Origin of the sequence: Acidovorax sp. SUPP1855 (assembly GCF_030158955.1) — a bacterium.
GTDB lineage: Bacteria > Pseudomonadota > Gammaproteobacteria > Burkholderiales > Burkholderiaceae_C > Paracidovorax.
Genome location: NZ_BQXI01000003.1, coordinates 40,090 through 61,267, shown reverse-complemented (window position 1 = coordinate 61,267; position 21,178 = coordinate 40,090). Strand labels below are relative to the sequence as shown.

The window sequence follows — 21,178 nt, the reverse complement described above, 5'->3', positions numbered from 1 at the left end:
TTCCCGTCCTGCTACGCGACGCGAAGGCCTCTGGCGAATGCGCAGCCTCGGCGGCCCAGGCGCGACAGTGGTTTCTGTGGGAGCTTGATCCCCGTAGCACGGCCTACCACCTGGCGGGTGTGATGCGGCTGCGTGGTGAATTCGATGTCGAGGCGGCAAGAGCAGCGCTCTCCGGTGTGGTGCAGCGCCATGAATCGCTGCGCACGGTGTTCAGGATGGGAGAGCAGGGCCAGCTCCAGCAGCTCATCCGCGAACATGCCGAAGTCGATTTCAGCTGTTTGGACTTGGGCGAGCCTGGCCAGGCAGACACGCAGCAAGCGGAAATGCAGCGCATCTGCAGCCAGCCGTTCGACCTGGCCCGGGGACCGCTGTTGCGGGCCGTGGTGCTTCGGCTTTCGCCCCAGGAGCATCTATTCGTGGTGGTCATGCACCACATCGTTGCCGATGGCTGGTCGTTGCAGATCGTGGTCAACGAGTTCGCGCAGCATTACCGAGCCGTGGTTCTGGGCGAGGCCGTAGCCCTGGCGCCGCTGGCGGTGCAGTATGCCGACCATGCGCTGTGGCAGAAAAGCTGGCTCGACGCGGGTGAGGCAGACAGGCAACTGCTGTACTGGCAGCAGCAGTTGGGCGACGAGCACCCGGTTCTTGAGCTGCCGGCAGACCAGCAACGGAGCAGCGACGGGCGATACCAGGCAGCGCGCCATGGTCTGGCCCTGTCGGCCGACCTGGTGAAACGGCTGCGCTCGCTGGCCGACCGGCATGGCGCCAGCCTGTTCATGGTGCTACTGGCGGGATTCCAGGCATTGCTGCACCGGCATACCGGCGGAGAGGACATCCGCGTGGGGGTGCCCGTCGCCAACCGGCATCGCGTGGAGACCGAAGGACTTGTCGGCTTCTTCGTCAATACCCAGGTGCTGCGCGCCAGGCTGCACGAGTCCATGCCATTCGGGCAACTGCTGGACCAGGTCCGCCAGGCGGCGCTGGAGGCGCAAGACCATCAGGACCTGCCTTTCGAGCGGCTGGTGGAAGCCCTGCAGCCCGAGCGCAGCCTGGGTAGCAGCCCGCTGTTCCAGGTCATGTTCAACCACCTGCGCGAGGACTACCGGGCGCTGCAGCAACTGCCGGGCCTGGACGCCGAGCTCTGCGACGCTGCCGACAAGGCTGCGCAGTTCGAGTGGATGCTGGAGACCACGGAGCGGCCCGACGGCAGCGTGCATGCAAGGTTCAGCTATGCGCGCGAGTTGTTCGAGCCCTCGCGCATCGCCCGGCTTGCGGACCAGTGGGTCCATATGCTGTCGGTGTTCGCAGACCGGCCGGACTGTTGCGTGGGGTCCGCCGATTTGCTGCCCGCAGCGGAAACGGCACAGTTGCACGCGTTGGCCCGAACCACACACAAGCAAACGCAAGGTCACTCTCCCTTGCACCGTCTTGTGGAGCGGCAGGCAATCAACCAGCCTGGCGCCGTTGCATTGCGTTGCGAGGATCAGAGCCTGACCTATGGAGAGCTCAACGCGAGAGCCAACGGAGTGGCCCACCGCCTGATGGCGCTGGGGGTGGTGCCGGAGACCCGGGTGGGCATTGCCATGCAGCGCTCGGTGGAGATGGTGGTGGGGCTGCTGGCCATTCTCAAGGCCGGTGGTGCCTATGTGCCGCTGGACCCGGACTACCCTGCCGATCGCCTGGCGCACATGGTCCAGGACAGCGGCATCGGCCTGGTGCTTGCTCATTCGTCGGTGCGTGAACGCATTCCCGGCACGGCCGGGCTGCAGGTGCTGGAGATCGACACGCTGGACCTGTCGGGCGAGCCGGACACCGACCCGCAGGTGCAGGTGAGCCCGGACGGGCTGGCCTATGTGATCTATACCTCCGGCTCCACAGGCCGCCCCAAGGGCGCTCAACTGAGTCACCGCAACGTGGCGCGGCTGCTGGATGCCACCGAGGCCTGGTTCGGCTTCGGGCCCGACGACGTGTGGACGCTGTTTCACTCCTACGCCTTCGACTTCTCGGTGTGGGAGATCTTTGGGGCGCTGTGCACGGGCGGGCGCCTGGTGGTGGTGCCGTACTGGGTCAGCCGCTCGCCGCAGGACTTCCTGGCCTTGCTGCGAGCCGAGCGCGTCACGGTTCTCAATCAAACGCCCTCGGCCTTTGGGCAACTGGTGCATGCGGTGGAGCAGGACGGGCATGAAGGGCAGGGCGGTGCGGGCCTGTCGCTGCGCCATGTGGTCTTCGGCGGCGAGGCACTGGAGCCCGAGAGCCTGAGGGCCTGGTTCGAGCGCTTCGGCGATCAGAGCCCCAGGCTCATCAACATGTACGGCATCACCGAGACCACGGTGCATGTGACGTACCGGCCCATCACGCAGGCGGACCTGGAAGGCGGGCGCAGCCCTGTGGGCGTGGCGATTGCGGACCTGGGCCTGTACGTGCTCGATGGCAGCCTGAACCTGCTGGCGCAGGGCGTGGCCGGGGAGTTGTACGTGGCGGGTGAAGGCCTGGCGCGGGGCTACCTGAACCGGCAAGGCCTGAGCGCGGAGCGCTTCATCGCCAATCCGTTCACGAACACCGGCGAACGCCTGTACCGCACAGGCGATCTGGTGCGCTGGACGGCACAGGGCGAACTCGAATACCTGGGCCGAGCCGATCAGCAGGTCAAGATCCGGGGCTTCCGTATCGAGTTGGGCGAGGTGCAGTCGCAGCTGCTGGCCCAGCCCGAGGTGCGCGAGGCCGTGGTGCTGGCCCAGGAGGGGCCGGGCGGCGCAAGGCTGGTGGCGTATGTCTCGCTGAACGATGCGGTCGAGGAAGGGGCGCTGAAGGAGCGGTTGGGTCAGGTGCTGCCCGACTACATGGTGCCGTCCGCCCTCGTGGTGCTCGATGCCCTGCCGCTAACGGTCAACGGCAAGGTAGACCGCAAGGCGCTGCCGGAGCCGGAGATGGCCGGGGTGCAGCAATACGAGGCACCGCAAGGCGAGCTGGAGGAGATGCTGGCGCGCATCTGGGCCGAGGTGCTGGGCGTGGAGCGCGTGGGCCGCCGGGACGGCTTCTTCGAACTGGGCGGGCATTCGCTGCTGGCCCTGGGCCTGCTGGAGCGCGTGCGCGCCCAGGGCCTGCGCGTGCAGGTGCGCATGCTGTTCCAGCACCCGAGGCTGGCGGAGTTTGCACAGGCGTTGCAGCGGGAGCAGGGGCAGGCGCAGGAGCCGGGTACCGGCGAGATCGACGTGCCACCCAATCTGATCCCCGAAGGCTGCACGGCGATCACGCCGCAGATGCTGACCCTGGTGGAACTCGATGCCCAGGAGATCGCACGCATCGCAGCCGTGGTGCCCGGGGGCGCGGCCAACATCCAGGACATCTACCCGCTGGCGCCGCTGCAGGAGGGCATGCTGTTCCACCACATGCTGGACACGCAGCACGATGCCTACGTGACCTCGCACGAACTGCTGTTCGACAGCCGCGAGCGACTGGAGCACTTTGCGGCCAGCTTCAACGCCGTGATTGCGCGGCACGACATTCTGCGCACGGCCGTGCTGTGGGAAGGCCTGCGCGAGCCGGTGCAGGTGGTGTGGCGGCGGGCGGCGCTGCAACTGCGGTGGCTGCAGGATGCCAGCGCGCTGCCGGCCTTGCACCGCATCGACGTGCGCCAGGCGCCCATGATCGATGCCTTTGCCGTGGCCGAAGGCCAGCGCTGGAGGCTGCAGCTGTACACCCACCACATGGTGGACGACAACACCACGCTGAAGCTGGCGGTCAGGGAGATCGGCTTGGTGCAGCAGGGCCTGCAGGCGCAGTTGCCCGAGCCGGTGGCGTTCAGGCGCTTTGTGGCGCAGGCGCGGCTGGGCCGCAGCAGGGCTGCACATGAGGCGTTCTTCCGGCAGATGCTGGGCGACGTGCAGGAGCCGACGGCGCCCTACGGGCTGTTGGATGTGCGCGGGGATGGCTCGGGCGTGCAGGAGGCGCGGTTGGCGCTGGATGCGGGCCTTGCGCGGCGCATCCGCGAGCAGGCGCGCAGCCACGGGGTGAGTGCGGCGGCATTGTTCCACCTGGCCTGGGCGCTGGTGGTGGGCAGGACCACGGGGCGTGACGATGTGGTGTTCGGCACGGTGCTGTTCGGGCGCATGCAGGGCGAGAGGGATGCGGGCCGTGCGCTGGGGATGTTCATCAACACCTTGCCGATCCGAATCGGGCTGGGTGGGCAGGCGGTGGATCAGGCGTTGCGGCAGACGCATGTTGCGCTGACGGGGCTGCTGGAGCACGAGCATGCGAGCCTGTCGCTGGCGCAGCGCTGCAGCGGGCTGGAGGCTGGGGTGCCGCTGTTCACCGCCTTGCTCAACTACCGCCACGGGGCATCTGCGTCCGAGGATTCAGGCCAGTCCTGGGAAGGCATGGAAATTCTTGGAACGCGGGAGCGCACCAATTATCCGTTCGGGCTGTATGTGAACGACAGGGATGGCGGCTTCGAGCTGGTGGCGCATATTGCGCGCCAGATCGGAGCGCAGCGCGTCGCGGAATACGTGAGGCAGACCCTCGAGGGCCTGGTCCAGGCGCTGGCCCGCAGGCCATCGATGGCGGCCGTAGAAGTGGCGGTCCTTGATGACGAGGAAGACGCGTCCTTGCGGCAAAAGGGCACTTCCCTGAGGGCCGGGCTGGATGCGCAGCCGCTTCATCACCTTGTGGAGCGGCAGGCAATCAACCAGCCTGGCGCCGTTGCATTGCGTTGCGAGGATCAGAGCCTGACCTATGGAGAGCTCAACGCGAGAGCCAACGGAGTGGCCCACCGCCTGATGGCGCTGGGGGTGGTGCCGGAGACCCGGGTGGGCATTGCCATGCAGCGCTCGGTGGAGATGGTGGTGGGGCTGCTGGCCATTCTCAAGGCCGGTGGTGCCTATGTGCCGCTGGACCCGGACTACCCTGCCGATCGCCTGGCGCACATGGTCCAGGACAGCGGCATCGGCCTGGTGCTTGCTCATTCGTCGGTGCGTGAACGCATTCCCGGCACGGCCGGGCTGCAGGTGCTGGAGATCGACACGCTGGACCTGTCGGGCGAGCCGGACACCGACCCGCAGGTGCAGGTGAGCCCGGACGGGCTGGCCTATGTGATCTATACCTCCGGCTCCACAGGCCGCCCCAAGGGCGCTCAACTGAGTCACCGCAACGTGGCGCGGCTGCTGGATGCCACCGAGGCCTGGTTCGGCTTCGGGCCCGACGACGTGTGGACGCTGTTTCACTCCTACGCCTTCGACTTCTCGGTGTGGGAGATCTTTGGGGCGCTGTGCACGGGCGGGCGCCTGGTGGTGGTGCCGTACTGGGTCAGCCGCTCGCCGCAGGACTTCCTGGCCTTGCTGCGAGCCGAGCGCGTCACGGTTCTCAATCAAACGCCCTCGGCCTTTGGGCAACTGGTGCATGCGGTGGAGCAGGACGGGCATGAAGGGCAGGGCGGTGCGGGCCTGTCGCTGCGCCATGTGGTCTTCGGCGGCGAGGCACTGGAGCCCGAGAGCCTGAGGGCCTGGTTCGAGCGCTTCGGCGATCAGAGCCCCAGGCTCATCAACATGTACGGCATCACCGAGACCACGGTGCATGTGACGTACCGGCCCATCACGCAGGCGGACCTGGAAGGCGGGCGCAGCCCTGTGGGCGTGGCGATTGCGGACCTGGGCCTGTACGTGCTCGATGGCAGCCTGAACCTGCTGGCGCAGGGCGTGGCCGGGGAGTTGTACGTGGCGGGTGAAGGCCTGGCGCGGGGCTACCTGAACCGGCAAGGCCTGAGCGCGGAGCGCTTCATCGCCAATCCGTTCACGAACACCGGCGAACGCCTGTACCGCACAGGCGATCTGGTGCGCTGGACGGCACAGGGCGAACTCGAATACCTGGGCCGAGCCGATCAGCAGGTCAAGATCCGGGGCTTCCGTATCGAGTTGGGCGAGGTGCAGTCGCAGCTGCTGGCCCAGCCCGAGGTGCGCGAGGCCGTGGTGCTGGCCCAGGAGGGGCCGGGCGGCGCAAGGCTGGTGGCGTATGTCTCGCTGAACGATGCGGTCGAGGAAGGGGCGCTGAAGGAGCGGTTGGGTCAGGTGCTGCCCGACTACATGGTGCCGTCCGCCCTCGTGGTGCTCGATGCCCTGCCGCTAACGGTCAACGGCAAGGTAGACCGCAAGGCGCTGCCGGAGCCGGAGATGGCCGGGGTGCAGCAATACGAGGCACCGCAAGGCGAGCTGGAGGAGATGCTGGCGCGCATCTGGGCCGAGGTGCTGGGCGTGGAGCGCGTGGGCCGCCGGGACGGCTTCTTCGAACTGGGCGGGCATTCGCTGCTGGCCCTGGGCCTGCTGGAGCGCGTGCGCGCCCAGGGCCTGCGCGTGCAGGTGCGCATGCTGTTCCAGCACCCGAGGCTGGCGGAGTTTGCACAGGCGTTGCAGCGGGAGCAGGGGCAGGCGCAGGAGCCGGGTACCGGCGAGATCGACGTGCCACCCAATCTGATCCCCGAAGGCTGCACGGCGATCACGCCGCAGATGCTGACCCTGGTGGAACTCGATGCCCAGGAGATCGCACGCATCGCAGCCGTGGTGCCCGGGGGCGCGGCCAACATCCAGGACATCTACCCGCTGGCGCCGCTGCAGGAGGGCATGCTGTTCCACCACATGCTGGACACGCAGCACGATGCCTACGTGACCTCGCACGAACTGCTGTTCGACAGCCGCGAGCGACTGGAGCACTTTGCGGCCAGCTTCAACGCCGTGATTGCGCGGCACGACATTCTGCGCACGGCCGTGCTGTGGGAAGGCCTGCGCGAGCCGGTGCAGGTGGTGTGGCGGCGGGCGGCGCTGCAACTGCGGTGGCTGCAGGATGCCAGCGCGCTGCCGGCCTTGCACCGCATCGACGTGCGCCAGGCGCCCATGATCGATGCCTTTGCCGTGGCCGAAGGCCAGCGCTGGAGGCTGCAGCTGTACACCCACCACATGGTGGACGACAACACCACGCTGAAGCTGGCGGTCAGGGAGATCGGCTTGGTGCAGCAGGGCCTGCAGGCGCAGTTGCCCGAGCCGGTGGCGTTCAGGCGCTTTGTGGCGCAGGCGCGGCTGGGCCGCAGCAGGGCTGCACATGAGGCGTTCTTCCGGCAGATGCTGGGCGACGTGCAGGAGCCGACGGCGCCCTACGGGCTGTTGGATGTGCGCGGGGATGGCTCGGGCGTGCAGGAGGCGCGGTTGGCGCTGGATGCGGGCCTTGCGCGGCGCATCCGCGAGCAGGCGCGCAGCCACGGGGTGAGTGCGGCGGCATTGTTCCACCTGGCCTGGGCGCTGGTGGTGGGCAGGACCACGGGGCGTGACGATGTGGTGTTCGGCACGGTGCTGTTCGGGCGCATGCAGGGCGAGAGGGATGCGGGCCGTGCGCTGGGGATGTTCATCAACACCTTGCCGATCCGAATCGGGCTGGGTGGGCAGGCGGTGGATCAGGCGTTGCGGCAGACGCATGTTGCGCTGACGGGGCTGCTGGAGCACGAGCATGCGAGCCTGTCGCTGGCGCAGCGCTGCAGCGGGCTGGAGGCTGGGGTGCCGCTGTTCACCGCCTTGCTCAACTACCGCCACGGGGCCGGGCAGTCCGATGATGTGCAGGCCGAAAGACTTCAGTGGGAAGGGGTCGAGATGGTGGGTGGGGCGGAGCGCACCAACTATCCCTTCGGCCTGTTCGTGAATGATCTGGGCACGGATTTTTCGTTGGTCGTCCAGGTGGCATCGGGCGTTGATGCGTCCACCGTCGGTGGCTATGTGAGCGAGGCCATTCAAGGCGTGGTCCAGGCCTTGGGATCGCCGTTGCCTGTGCGGCTGTCGGAGATCGGTGTGATGCAGGGCCAGGAGCGTGCGCGCTTGCTGGACTGGAGCGTGGATGCCCATGGCCACCCGTGGGCGGCTCCCGTCCACCGCCTGTTCGAGCAAAGGGCACGCGAATGCCCCGAGGCGCCGGCCCTGTCGTTCGGGGAGCGGACGCTGAGTTATGGAGAGCTCAACGCGAGAGCCAACGGAGTGGCGCACCGCCTGATGGCGCTGGGGGTGGTGCCGGAGACCCGGGTGGGCATTGCCATGCAGCGCTCGGTGGAGATGGTGGTGGGGCTGCTGGCCATCCTCAAGGCCGGTGGTGCCTATGTGCCGCTGGACCCGGATTACCCTGCCGATCGCCTGGCGCACATGGTCCAGGACAGCGGCATCGGCCTGGTGCTGGTGCAGTCCGCGCTGCGCGCGAGCCTGCCTGGCCTGCAGGCGTTGCAGGTGGTGGAACTGGATCAGTCGGATCTGCCGGGCCTGGATGCCGGACCTTCGCACGATCCCGCGGTAGAGCTGCATGGCGAGAACCTGGCCTATGTCATCTTTACCTCGGGTTCGACGGGGCGACCCAAGGGCGCAGCCAACCGGCACGGTGCGCTGCACAATCGGCTGGCCTGGATGCAGCAGGCCTATGCGCTGACTGCAGCGGATGCCGTGCTGCAGAAGACACCGTTCAGTTTCGACGTATCGGTCTGGGAGTTCTTCTGGCCGCTGATGACCGGCGCCAGGCTGGTGATGGCCGACCCGGGCGATCACCGCGATCCCGCCCGACTGGTTTCGCTGATCCAGCAGCATGGCATCACGACGCTTCACTTCGTGCCTTCGATGCTCCAGGCTTTTCTCGGGTATGAGGGCATCGAGGCCTGTACAAGCCTGACCCGCATCGTATGCAGCGGCGAAGCGCTGCATGCCGATGCACAGGCTCAGGTCCACAGGCGGCTGCCGGGCGCAGCCCTCCACAACCTTTACGGGCCGACCGAGGCGGCCATCGATGTGACGCACTGGACGTGCCGCAACGACGGGCGGGCCAGCGTGCCCATCGGTCGCCCCATCAGTGGCATCCGTACTTATGTGCTGGACGCACAGCTGAATCTGACGGTGCCGGGTGTGCCGGGCGAGCTGTATTTGGGCGGCCTGGGCCTGGCCCGTGGCTACCAGCACCGCGCCGGGCTGAGCGCGGACCGCTTTGTCGCGGACCCGCTGGACGATGCTGGCGGCAGGTTGTACCGCACGGGGGATCTGGTCCGCTGGAGCGCAGATGGGCAAATAGAGTATCTGGGCCGCATCGATCATCAGGTGAAGATCCGGGGCCTGCGCATCGAGTTGGGCGAGGTGGAGTCGCAACTGCTGGCGCAGCCGCAGGTGCGCGAAGCCGTGGTCATGGCAAGGCAGGGCGCCGGGGGCGCGCGCCTGGTGGCCTATGTGACGCCTGTGCCAGCCGGCCCGGACGCCGCCCTCGACACCGATGTGCTGCGTGCCCAGCTGGGGCAGGTCCTGCCCGACTACATGGTGCCCAGTACCGTCGTGGTGCTGGACGACTTGCCTTTGAATGCCAATGGCAAGGTGGACAGAAAGGCGCTGCCCGAGCCGCAGGCGCCGGCAGGCAGCGCATACGAGGCACCCTTGCCGGGTGTCGAGGCGTTGATGGCGGAAGTGTGGTCCCAGGTGCTGAAGGTGGACTCCATGGGCCGGCATGACAATTTCTTCGCGCTGGGCGGTGACTCCATCCTCAGCCTGCAGATCGTCACGCGGATGCAACAGCGCGGTTGGCACATCACGCCCCGGCAGCTGTTCGAATGCCAGACCATTGCTGCGCTGGGCGCTGTGGCCAAGGAGACCGATGCAAGCGCATCGCAGGGCCGCGCGCCAAGGCGCCGCTCGGACCTGAGCGACTACCCGGAGGCAGACCCGGCCTGGTTCCCGCTGCTCGACAGGGACAACATCGAGGATGTCTATCCCCTGGCCCCCACGCAGGCCGGCATGCTGCTGCATGCGATGGAGGCGCCGGGTTCGGGCTTGTACGTCAACCAGTTGAACCTGGAGGTCGGCAATCTGAATGCGGCCCGTCTGGCGCGGGCCTGGCAGGTCATGGTCGATCGCCATGAGATGCTGCGCACCGGATTCCTGTGGCACAGCGCCATGGCGCGGCCCCTGCAGGTTGTGCTGCGCAGTGTGCAAGCGCAGGTGTTGCTGCTTGACTGGTCCGGCGTGGAAGCCGGTGAGACCGAGCGCCGTGTGTCGTCGCTGGCGCAAGAGCTGCTCACGCGCGACATCGACTGGTTGCGCCCGCCGCTGTCACAGGTCACCGTGATCGACCTAGGCGCCGACCATCCAGGCCATCGACATCGCCTGATCTGGACCCACCACCATGTGCTTTCGGATGGCTGGTCCGATTCGCGCCTGATGGGCGAATGGCTGCGCGCGTACGCTGACGAGCCTCTGCCGGCCAGGCCCGCGCCCTATGGCGATTACATAGACTGGCTGCAGGCCCAGGACATGCAGCAGGCCGAGCAGTTCTGGCAGGGCGAGCTTGCAGCGTGCGACGGTCCCAGCCTGCTGGCGCAAGCCACGGCAAACAGCCATCCCGGCCAGGGCTTCGGCAAGCTGTATACCCACCTGGGCCGCCAAGAGACCGGCGTACTCCAGGCGTTTGCACAGCGCGAGCGCGTCACGCTCAACACACTGGTGCAGGCCGCCTGGGCCTTGCTGCTGCAGCAGCACACGGGCAAGGAGCGCGTGCTGTTCGGCTCCACGGTGGCCGGCCGTCCGGCGCAACTCCAGGGCGTGGAAGAGATGATGGGACTGTTCATCAATACCATTCCGGTTCCCGTCGCAGCCCCGGGCGGGCAAAGTGTGGGTGACTATCTGCGCGAGGTGCAGCAGACCAACATGCGCGTGCGCGAGTACGAGCATGTGTCACTTGCCGATATCCAGCGCTGGAGCGGATCGGGCGGTAGGCCGTTGTTCGACAGCATCATCGTTTTCGAAAACCTGCCCATGGACGAGACGCTGCGCAGCCTAGAACGCTTCGGCCTGCAGTTCGGCCCCATGCAGGGTGGCGGTCTGACCGGGTATGCCATGGACCTGCAGGTCGTCGTGGGCGAGTACCTGGACATTGAGTACTGCTACGACCGCCGCGAGTTCGACGAGGACCAAGTGGCGGCGCTGCGCTCGCAAATGGAGCATGTGATGCAGCGCATGGCCTGCGATGCGGCTTGCGCATTGGGCGAACTGGGTTGGCTGGACGATGCGGCGCGTGACGGCCTGGTGGCCCTGGGCGGCAATGATTCACCGCCGCCGAGCGCCAGCCATGGGGCCGTTCACCACCTCATCGAACAGCAGGCCGCCCGGCGCGGCGATGCCATCGCCTTGTTGATGGGTGACGAGGAGCTGAGCTACGCCCAGCTCAATGCCAGGGCCAACCGGCTGGCGCATTGCCTGCGCGGCCTGGGAGTTGGGCCCGACGTGCTGGTGGGGGTGGCGCTACAGCGTTCGCTGGACAGCATCATCAGCCTGCTGGCCGTACTCAAGGCCGGCGGCGCCTATCTTCCCATCGACCCCGGTTATCCGGCCGACCGACTGAAGTACATGGTCGAGGACAGCGGCATCGCCCTGCTGCTGGCTCACCGTGCCGTGGCGGCCCGATGGCCGGCATGCGAGGGTGTCGAGGTGCTGGAGCTGGAGAGCATTGATCTGCCCGGTGGCGAGGAAAGCGCATGCAACCCGCAGGTGGCGCTGGGGGCCGACCATCTGGCCTACGTCATCTATACCTCGGGATCGACGGGGCGTCCCAAAGGGGTGGCCGTGGCCCATGGGCCCCTGGCCATGCATTGCCTCGCGACGGCGGAAATCTATGGCATCGGGCCTCAGTCGCGCGAGCTGCATTTCATGTCTTTTTCTTTCGATGGGGCGCATGAGCGCTGGCTTGCACCGTTGTGCGTGGGAGCCGGGCTGGCTTTGCGCGAAGAGGAACTTTGGACTGCGGAGCAGGCCTACGAAGCCCTGCGCCGCTATGGGGCGACGAATGCCGCGTTCCCTCCTGCCTACCTTGGACAGATCGCCGACTGGGCGCACCAGCGTGAAGATGTTCCGCCCGTGGAGTTGTATGTCTTTGGCGGCGAGGCCATGCCCAAGGCCGCCTATGAAAAGGTAAGGAGCAGCCTGCGGCCGCGCTTGCTCATCAACGGTTATGGTCCCACGGAGACCGTGGTGACGCCGCTGATTTGGAAGACCACGGCCGATCGCAGCTTCGATTGTGCTTATGCGCCCATCGGCCGACCCGTGGGCGAGCGCAGCGCCTATGTGCTGGACGCCGGCCTGCAGTTAGTCCCCCGCGGTATGGTGGGCGAGTTGTACATCGGCGGCTACGGCCTGGCGCGAGGCTACCTGGGGCGCAGTGCACTGACGGCAGAGCGCTTCGTAGCGAGTCCCTTTGAAAAAGACGGCGGGCGTCTGTATCGCACCGGCGACCTGGTACGTTGGATGGAGGACGGCAATATCGAATACATCGGACGCGTGGACCACCAGATCAAGGTCCGCGGCTTTCGCATCGAACTGGGTGAGGTTGAAGCCCGCGTGCGTGAGGTTGAAGGGGTGGTCGACGCCGCCGTGGTCGCCCACCAAGGCGCTGCGGGCGTGCAACTGATCGCCTATGCCGTGCCTCGGGATGGCTTGTCCGCGGAGGAACTGGTGGCGCGCATACAGCAGCAACTGCCCCAGCGGTTGCCGGAATACATGCTGCCCTCGCGCGTGCTAGGTTTGCCGGCCCTCCCCCGGCTCATCAGCGGCAAGCTGGACCGCGCTGCGCTGCCGCCCCCCGCTGCCGAGGTGCGAAGCACATTCCAAGCACCCGCCAGCCATGCGCAGGTCGAGATGGCCAGGATCTGGCAACAGGTGCTGGGCGTGAAGCAGGTGGGCATCCATGACAACTTCTTCGAACTCGGCGGCGATTCCATCATGAGCCTGCAGGTTATCTCGCGCGTGAAGAATGCCAAGCTCGGATTCAATCTGCGCCTGCGCGATCTGATGCGCCACCAGACCATCGAGGCCCTGGTGGCCGCCTGTGCCGCGCAGCCCGGTTCCGTGCGGCCGGCGGCGGCCGCGGTCGTCGCCCATGGCGAGATCCCGTTGGGCCCCATACAGCAATGGTTCTTCTGCGAGGACATTCCATCGCGCCACCATTTCAACCAATCGGTGCTGCTGCGTGCGACACGACCGCTGCACAGCCGCAACCTGGAAGAAGCCGTTCGCCTGTTGCAAGCCCGGCATGATGCTTTTCGCATCCGCTTTCGGCGTAACGGGGCTGGTGTGTGGACGCAGGCCTATGCGCCGGACAGCGGATCCACCGTGCTCTGCACGCTGGAGGACGTGGCCGTTGACGACATCTCCCGCACTTGTGAAACCGTGCAGTGCAGCTTGGATCTGGAGCACGGGCCTTTGTGGCGCGTGGCACATCTGCGCGTTGAAGATGGCAGCGAGCGGCTGTTGATCGTCGTCCACCATCTCATTGTGGATGGCGTTTCCTGGCGTGTGCTTCTGGAGGACTTGCAGAGCCTGTACCAGCAGCTTAGCGACGGTGCTCTGCCCAAAGGTTTGGCCGAATCTGCACCCTACAAGGCCTGGACTCAGCACCTGCACGACCCTGCCACGCTGCAGCAGCGCATGCCCGAACTTCCCTACTGGCTGGGCCAACTCGGCGCCGCCGGGGATCTGCCGCGCGATGATGAGTGCGTCAGGGCCGTCATCAAGGACAGGGCCACCGTGTCCCTGCAACTGGACGAGGTGCAGACCCATGCGCTGCTGCGCCAGGCGCCTGCAGCGCTGGGCGTTTCCACGGAGGACCTGCTGCTGGCGGCCCTGGTGCGTGCCGTCGCCCAGTGGACGGGGCAGGATGCCCTGCTGCTCACCCTTGAAGGCCATGGCCGCGAGGCCGACGATGCGGGGATCGACCTGAGCCGGACCGTAGGGTGGTTCACCAGCGCCTATCCCGTGCGCCTGACCGGTGGTCGACTGGCTGCGCGGCAAACTCTGGAGAGGGTCCGGGCCGGCCTGCAGGGCGTGCCGGGCAAGGGCATCGGCTTTGGGGCCTTGCGCTATCTGCATCCCGACGAGAAGGTGCGGGGCGCGCTGAGCACCGTCGAGCCCCGGATCACCTTCAACTATCTGGGACAGTTCGACCAGACCTTCGATGGCGAAGCCAGCTTCATGCCTGCCGGCGAATCTCCCGGTGCCGAACGCCATCCCGAGGCGCCGCTGGCGAACTGGCTGGAAATCATTGGTCGCACGTACGGCGCAAGGCTATCCATGGGATGGAACTACAGTGCCGCCATGTTCGAGCGAAAGACCATGGAGCAACTGGTGCAGGCCTATCACGCGGAGCTGGTGGCATTGCTGGCGCAGGCAGTGGCAGACCCGCAAGAGTGCCTGGTAGCTGAAGCCGGAAGCGTGTGACAGGCGGGGCGGCGCAGGCACCGCCTGCGCCAGTTCCGCAATAAAGAAAGAGCGCCGTGGCGCTCTTTCTTCATTAAAGGAGCGGGCACGTAGCTGCTCCTCGATGTCCATCCACTTACCAGCGGTAGGTGGCTGTGGCAATCGCCTTGCGGGGCTCGCCATAGAAGCAGCCCGTGGTGCAGCTGCCGACATAGGTTTTGTCGAAGAGATTGGTGACGTTCAGGGCCAGGCGCCAGGGCCCCGTGGTGTAGCTGACCATCGCGTCGAACAGCGTGAAGGATGGCACATCGAAGGTGCCCACATTGGGCTTGGTCTCGCCCTGGTAGCGCATGCCTGCGCCCACCTTGAGGTTGGGCATTCCAAAGCGGCCGAAGTTGTAGTCACCCCAGAGGGAGAGCTGGTGGTAAGGGATGCCTGGTGACCGCATGCCGACCTGGGACGGCTGCAAAGGGCTGGCCTGCGTGGTGCGCGCATCGGTGTAGGCATAGGCTGCGATCAGGTTAGCGTTGCGGCCCACGCGTGTCCGGGCTTCCAGTTCGAAGCCCCTGGAGCGCACCTCACCAATCTGGGCCGAATACGTGGGGTCCACGGGATCGGCTACCGAAACGTTCTGCCGGGTCAACTGGTACAGGGCCGCGGAAATCAGCGTGCTCGAACCCGGAGGCTGGTAGCGGGTGCCGATTTCGTACTGCGTACCCTTTGATGGGTCGAAGCGTGATCCCAGGCGGTCCCGGCCCGAGGTGGGCTCGAAGGACTGGCTGAAACTGAAGAAAGGCGCCAAGCCGTTGTCCGCCAGGTAGACCAAGCCGGCGCGGCCCGTGAACGCCTTGTTCTTCTCGTTGTCGACGGCTTTTTCTCCCGTGAACAGGTTGCTCTGGTTGTCACTGGCATGGTCGTAGCGACCGCCGATCAGGGCCACCCATTTGTCGGCGATCTTCATCTGGTCCTGCGCATAGACGCCCAATTGCCGGGTGTCGGCGTTATAGGACCACCAGTTGTCACGGGTCGGCTCACCCAGGGCGCTGCCATATACCGGGTTGTAGTAGTCGATGCTGCCCGCCGTCCTGTCGTATCGCTCGGACTGATTCTTGGGCCGGGTGTAGTCGAACCCGACCAGCACCGTGTGCTCGACATTGCCGTGCTTGGCCTGGTATTGCAGCGAGGTGTCGGCGACCAGCGAGGAGGAGCGCTCCCAGCGCAGCGTACCGCCGCGGAAAGCGGAAGTGCGCTGGTCTGCCGCAAGCCCGGAAACCCAGACCTGCGGGAAGTCGCTGTTGGAATGGAAGTAGCGCAGGCTGTTGCGCAGCTTTAGGTTGTCGTTGAACGCATGTTCGAACAGGTAACCGATCGAATAGCGTTCCATATCGAACTTGCTGTAGCCGGGCTCCCCGGTAAAGCGGTTGCGCGGGATCTTGCCGTAGATGGTGGGGAAGATGGTGCCCTGCGCGGGCAGCCAGTAAACGTAGTTGGTCTTGTCCTTTTGGTAGTCGGCCAGCAGCGTCAGCGATGTCGATGCGTTGGGTTGCCACTTCAGTGCCGGGGCAATGAAGGTCCGGTCATCGCGCACATAGTCGACGAAGGTGTTGCTGTCGCGTTGGAGAAAAGTCATCCGATAGGACCATTCACCATCCTTGTCCAGCGGTCCGCCGAAGTCCCCGGAGATCTGCTTGCGGCCGAAGCTTCCCAACTCGAGGTTGAGTTCATGCAGCGGGGTCGACGTGGGCTGCTTGCTGACCATGTTGATGATCCCGCCGGGACCGGCAGACCCGTAAAGGACCGAGGCTGCGCCCTTGAGCACCTCAATGCGTTCAAGGCCGTAGATTTCCTGCTTGCCGTTGAAGGCATTCACCGTGTACTTCGTGCCATCGCGGTAGACACTGCCCGTGCCGGCCTGCGCCTGAAAGCCGCGGATATAGATGGTGTCCTGGACCCGCGACAGGCCTTCGAAGCGGCTGACGCCAGCCACGTAACCGAGTGCATCCTGGATACTTTGAGACTTCAGCGTGTCGATCTCCTCGGCGCCGACCACCGAGATGGACTGCGGAGTCTCGATAAGGGGCGTGTCGGTCTTGGTGCCCGTCGCACTGCGGCTGGCGACGTAGCCCTGCACGGGGCCGGTGGCGGATTCGCGGAATGCGTCGTCCCGCACCAGCACGGTGGGAAGTGTTGAATCCTGGGCCAACGGCGGCGGACTGCGACGGATGGAAAAACCCCCACTTGCCATGTGCACAGCCTCCAGAGGGGTGCCCGAAAGCATCTGGTGCAGCGCCTGATCCAGCGGCAGTCGGGCGGCGACGGCGCGGGACTGCAGTCCGCTCACCAACTCGCCTGCGGCGAAGATGGGCAAGCCTGTCTGGCGCGAGAACTCGTTGAGTGCGCCCGCCAGGGGCTGTGCGGGCACATTGATGTCAAACACCTGTGCCGTCGCCTGTATCGGTGCCTGGGCGCTGGCGAAGGGGCTGTGGAGCGCCAGGGTGGACCCGAAGGCCGTGGCAAGGGCTGTACTGAGCAGAGGGTGGCGAGGCAGAGAACGCATGGTTGGGAGGTCCGAGTGCATTGAATGAGAGCTATTCCTAAAGAGGCGCGGGCTCCCGTTCTCTATCGGTTGCCACATGCCGCACTGCGAAGACGTATGGGCCTGGAAAATGGAGACAGGCTGCCCCCATTTTTTTGGAAACTGCAGGATGGTCTCGGAGAAGCCGTTCAGAGCGCTTGTAACTGCACCTTGCCATCGGCCTGCATCCGCACCTTCAGCGGCAGGATCGAGGGCAGCACGGCCAGCAGGCCGGCGGAATCCTTGGCACGAAAACGCCCGGTGAGGCGCAGCGCCGCCACACGAGCGTCGGCCGCCTCGATGGGTTGTATGCGATAGGCGTTGACCGTGGCCAGGGCTTCGGCCAACGGGGTGTCTTCGAAGACCAGCCAGCCCTCTCGCCACGCCGACAACGTCGTGGCATCGGCCTGGCGGACAGCCCCAGGCTGGCCATTGCGGATGTCCAGGATCTGCCCGGGCAGCATGTCGAGCACCGGTGCGGTTGCGGCAGCCGAATCCTGTGCATCCTTGCCCATCACCCGCACCCTCACGTGGCCATGCTCGACGCCCACGGTGACCTGGCCGCCGCGGTCGCGCACGTGGAACACCGTGCCTATGACCTCGATGCGGGCCTCACGTGTCACGACCTCAAAGGGCCGTCCGGGATCGGGGGCCACGTCGAAACGCACCTCGCCCTCCGACATGGACACGCTGCGGCGCTGGCGGTACAGGGTGACGGCGATGGCGCTTCGGGGTGCGAGCTCGACGCGGCTGGCTTCGCGAGAAACCTCGCCGTCGGCCAGTGTGACCTTGAGAAGCTGGGAGCTGCGAGTGGTGTAGGACGCCGTGTGCACGGGCTGCTGCCAGTACCAATAGGTTCCGCGGCCTGCCAGTACACCGGTGCACAGCAGTCCTGCAATGGATCGCAGCAGCTTGCGGCGCTGCCGCAAGCCCGCAGAGCGGTCGGCGTTGCCAGCCAGCATCGCTGACTCCTGGAATTGCTCACGCAGCCCGTTGGACATGCCGCCCAGCATCGTCCAGCGCAGATGCGCCTCGTGCGCGGCGGCGTCGTGCCGGGCCGATTTCTCGCGCCATTCGCCAAGGATCAGGCGGGCCTGGTCGGCGATCGGGACGGGCGCAATTTCGCTTTGAACGATCAGCGTCAGCGCATGCTCGACCATGCGCTCGCTAGGTGCATTCGCCATGGGAAAGGGGGTCAGGAGGCATCGTCGCTCAGTGTACTGTTGTCGAAATCCATGGCACTGGCCATGCTTTGATCCTCCAACAGTTCCAAACGCAGCTGGGCGAGCACACGCGAGCAATCGAGCGTGGCACGCACCATGTGCTTGGCGACAGCCATTTCCGTGATGTTGAGCTGCTCGGCGATTTCAGCGCGCGTGTAGCCGTGGGCGCGGAACAGAATGAAAACTTCGCGCCGGCGCGGCGGCAGGCCTTCCAGCACTCCGACAACGCGGTTCAGGATCTGACTTTGGGCGGCAAGGTACTCGCTCGAAGGTGCACTGTGCTGCAGCACCATTTGCTGGCGCGTCCATTCCTGAGCGGTCTTGCGCTTTCGCGCATCGTCGATGCACAGATTGCGGGCCACGCGAAAGAGCAGGGCGCGCGGGGATTCGATGCCTGCATTCGGCGGCGTTTTGGCCTGTCTGCCACTGCGCAGGCCCATGGCGTGGACATAGACCCGCTCGAAGCTCGATTGCGCAATGTCGGCTGCATAGTGCGGATCCCTGAGATCGCGCGTGAGCTGGCGGCGCAGATCGCCATAGTGAACCACGAGTTCCTGGATCAGGTCACGCATCCGGATACCTGCCTTTCTGCAAGGACGATGGGTTGGAACCCCTGGGTCCGTGCAGAGAAGGGCCTATCGGATTCTGCAGCTCCGGGCGAGCCGGAGGCATGCAGCAACGGATATGGAATTCAGCGGCGCAGGCGATTCAAATGCAAATGGTTTGCATTCAAATTATGGCATGGGAGATTCGTGCGCCCATCATGCCCCATGTGATCTTTCAGTCCTGCAGCGCCAGCTGTTCTTTGCGCGCAACATCCGGTCGTTCTGCTTGTGCAGCCAGCAGGGCTTCACCGATCTCTCCGGTGCGCACCGAGGTGACCGACAAAAGGGTGTCACTGAGCCCGTGGGAGCCTTCGCAGGCGCCCTGCAGGAAGATGGCCGGGCGAAAGTCCGGCGTGGTCCTGAGCTGGTAGTCACGGCTGACGGAAAAATCTCCCAGGTACGGTGCCAGCGGGTCCAGCAACGTCTTGTGGTGATCACGCGCATAACCGGTGGCCAGCACCACCACGTCATAGCGTGACGCATGGTGGATGCCGCTGTTGAGGTCCCGCAGCCCGAGATGGATGCCATCGCTGGCGGCTCGTACATCCTGCACCTCATTGCGGCGCAGGAAGCGGTGGCGCGTATCGCCCGTGACCTTCTGTTCGTAGAACACTTTGAAGATGTTCTCGATCAGTTCCAGATCGGGGCAGGCATAGTTGGTGTGCCAGAACTCGCGCAGCAAGGCGCCGCGTTCGTCATGGGGGCGGCTGTAGACATGGTCCACGAAGTCGGCATTGAAGATTTCGTTGACGAAGGGGCTGTCGTCCGACGGACGGATGGAGCGGGCCCGCATGACGAGGTCGATCTCGGCGGTGGCGTAGCGGCCATGCAGATCCATGAAGATCTCGGCGGCGCTCTGTCCCGCGCCAACGACAGCGATGCGCAGTGGTTTGGGATGCTCGGCAATGCTGCGCAGGTAGGCGCTGGAGTGAAAGACGCGAGGGTTCCCGCGCAAGGGCTTGAACTGCTCGGGAATGCTGGGCGTGCCACCAATGCTCATGACCAGGTTCTGGCCCAGTCGCTCGTGCACATTGCCGGCCGCATCGCGTGAGCGTACGCGCAGCAGTTCGACCCTGCCGTCGCGCTTTTCGGGCAGCACTTCGATGACTTCCTGGCCGTAGACGCAGCGGTCCTCGAACTTGGAGGCAGCCCAGCCCAGGTAATCGTTGAACTCGTGGCGGCTGGGGAAGAAGGTCTTGAGGTTGATGAAGTCCTGCAACCGGCCCTTCTCATGAAGGTAGTTGATGAAGGTGAAGCGGCTGGTGGGATTGCGCAACGTGGCCAGATCCTTGAGAAAGGAGACCTGCATGTGGGCCTGCTCCAGCAGCATGTCCCTGTGCCAGGCAAAGCGCGGCTGCTTTTCGATGAAGAGAGGATGCATGGCATGCGTGGCGGATTCGCGCTCCTTGAGGGCGATGGCCAGTGCAATGTTGGAGGGGCCGAAGCCGATGCCTATCAGCGGGTGGATTTGCATGGAAAGTCCTTTCATTGGGTCGATGCGTCCGGCGCGGCTGCGTCGGACTGCGGTATCCATAAGGCGTCTGCGAAAAAGCGTTCCCTGAGCAGGACTCCCAGCACGGCACGTTTGTGCGGAAAGTCGAATTCCTTGAGCAGCGCATAGCCGCAGCGCGGCAGGTTCTTTCGCATCTTCAAGTTGTCGGAGCGTGGCTCGACGACGATGCGCTGCGTGCGGCAGTCGTCGAGGAACAGGTAGTGCGAAAGTGACGGCAGCCAAGCCGTGAGATAAGGCTGACCGCGAAACTCGGCCTCGCCCACCAGTGCATGCCAGCCGCGGTCGTGGTCGCCGGCGTCATAGAACGGCGCGATGCGGTCTTCCTTGGCCCAGTAGGCCTCGAAGTAGCCGAAGGGCTGGCCGTCGAAGCAGCCGATGAGGCCTACCGCATGCGGGTCACCGGCAATGCGCTGCAGATATGCGCGGTGATGGCCGAGGTCGCCGCTTTCCTCCCAGAAATGGGCTACCGTGGGATCGTTCATCCAGCGGTGGAAGGTGGGAAGGTCGGCATCGGGATCCACGGTGCGCAGGCTCAAGGTTCGGCCCAGCCAGGGAATGAAGCGCCGGTATACCGTGTTCTGGGGATGGGCTGGCCGCACCGGATGTCGCCGCTCTCCGGTCATCTTGTAATGCAGTGCATACGGTGGCCGAGGTTGCGGCAGCCATAGCCGTTGCTGCTGCCACAGCACCGACCTAGCGACCCGGGGAGGGCGGCTGGGGCTCAAATCCACGATGCCATCACGCAGACCCGGTGCCAACTGTGGCATGGACAGCCTGAATTCGATGGCCTCGGGATGGAGTTGGAAGGCCGCCTCCAGAGCTGCCAGCGACTCGGTGGCGTTTGGAGCGGCAGAGCATGACCCCATCCATTGCAGGCACGGGGGGTGGGTTGTCGGGTTCAGTTTCCAGAGGCTTGGTGCGTGCCCATCCTTGAAATCCAGGCGCAGCTTATCGTCCTCGCATTGCACGATGGCCGTTTTTCCATCGGCATAGGCGATGTGCCGTTGGCTGGTCTGGCGCATTGGAGCTAG

At 65.6% G+C, this 21,178-nt stretch carries 6 protein-coding genes and 1 pseudogene; 2 read left to right on the top strand and 5 right to left on the bottom strand.

Translation table 11 applies throughout. From position 1 onward, the window contains the following. Window positions 1-8: 8 nt before the first annotated feature. Window positions 9-12,938, top strand: a pseudogene (locus AVMA1855_RS03395) (amino acid adenylation domain-containing protein); the annotation flags it as partial. Then, on the top strand, window positions 12,930-14,252 hold the full coding sequence (locus AVMA1855_RS26700) for a condensation domain-containing protein (protein ID WP_502870258.1): 1,323 nt from the start codon (window positions 12,930-12,932) through the stop codon (window positions 14,250-14,252). The pseudogene AVMA1855_RS03395 and the gene AVMA1855_RS26700, both read left to right, overlap by 9 nt. A 115-nt stretch (window positions 14,253-14,367) precedes the next feature. Here AVMA1855_RS26700 and AVMA1855_RS03390 read toward each other — a convergent pair whose 3' ends face one another. From AVMA1855_RS03390 to AVMA1855_RS03370, 5 genes are all read right to left on the bottom strand, one after another. After that, window positions 14,368-16,788: a TonB-dependent siderophore receptor gene (locus AVMA1855_RS03390; protein WP_284424605.1), complete on the bottom strand. Its 2,421-nt coding sequence runs from the start codon at window positions 16,786-16,788 to the stop codon at window positions 14,368-14,370. Between the two features lie 167 nt (window positions 16,789-16,955). Next, the gene (locus AVMA1855_RS03385) at window positions 16,956-17,990 is read right to left on the bottom strand and encodes a FecR family protein (RefSeq protein WP_284408309.1); all 1,035 of its coding nucleotides are present in this window, start codon (window positions 17,988-17,990) and stop codon (window positions 16,956-16,958) included. An 11-nt stretch (window positions 17,991-18,001) separates the two neighbouring features. Next, complete coding sequence (locus AVMA1855_RS03380) at window positions 18,002-18,601, bottom strand: RNA polymerase sigma factor (RefSeq protein ID WP_284424604.1); 600 nt, start codon at window positions 18,599-18,601, stop codon at window positions 18,002-18,004. A gap of 208 nt (window positions 18,602-18,809) precedes the next feature. After that, window positions 18,810-20,108: a lysine N(6)-hydroxylase/L-ornithine N(5)-oxygenase family protein gene (locus AVMA1855_RS03375; protein ID WP_284424603.1), complete on the bottom strand. Its 1,299-nt coding sequence runs from the start codon at window positions 20,106-20,108 to the stop codon at window positions 18,810-18,812. 11 nt (window positions 20,109-20,119) lie between these two features. Continuing rightward, the gene (locus tag AVMA1855_RS03370) at window positions 20,120-21,169 is read right to left on the bottom strand and encodes a GNAT family N-acetyltransferase (protein WP_284424602.1); all 1,050 of its coding nucleotides are present in this window, start codon (window positions 21,167-21,169) and stop codon (window positions 20,120-20,122) included. Window positions 21,170-21,178 lie beyond the last annotated feature (9 nt).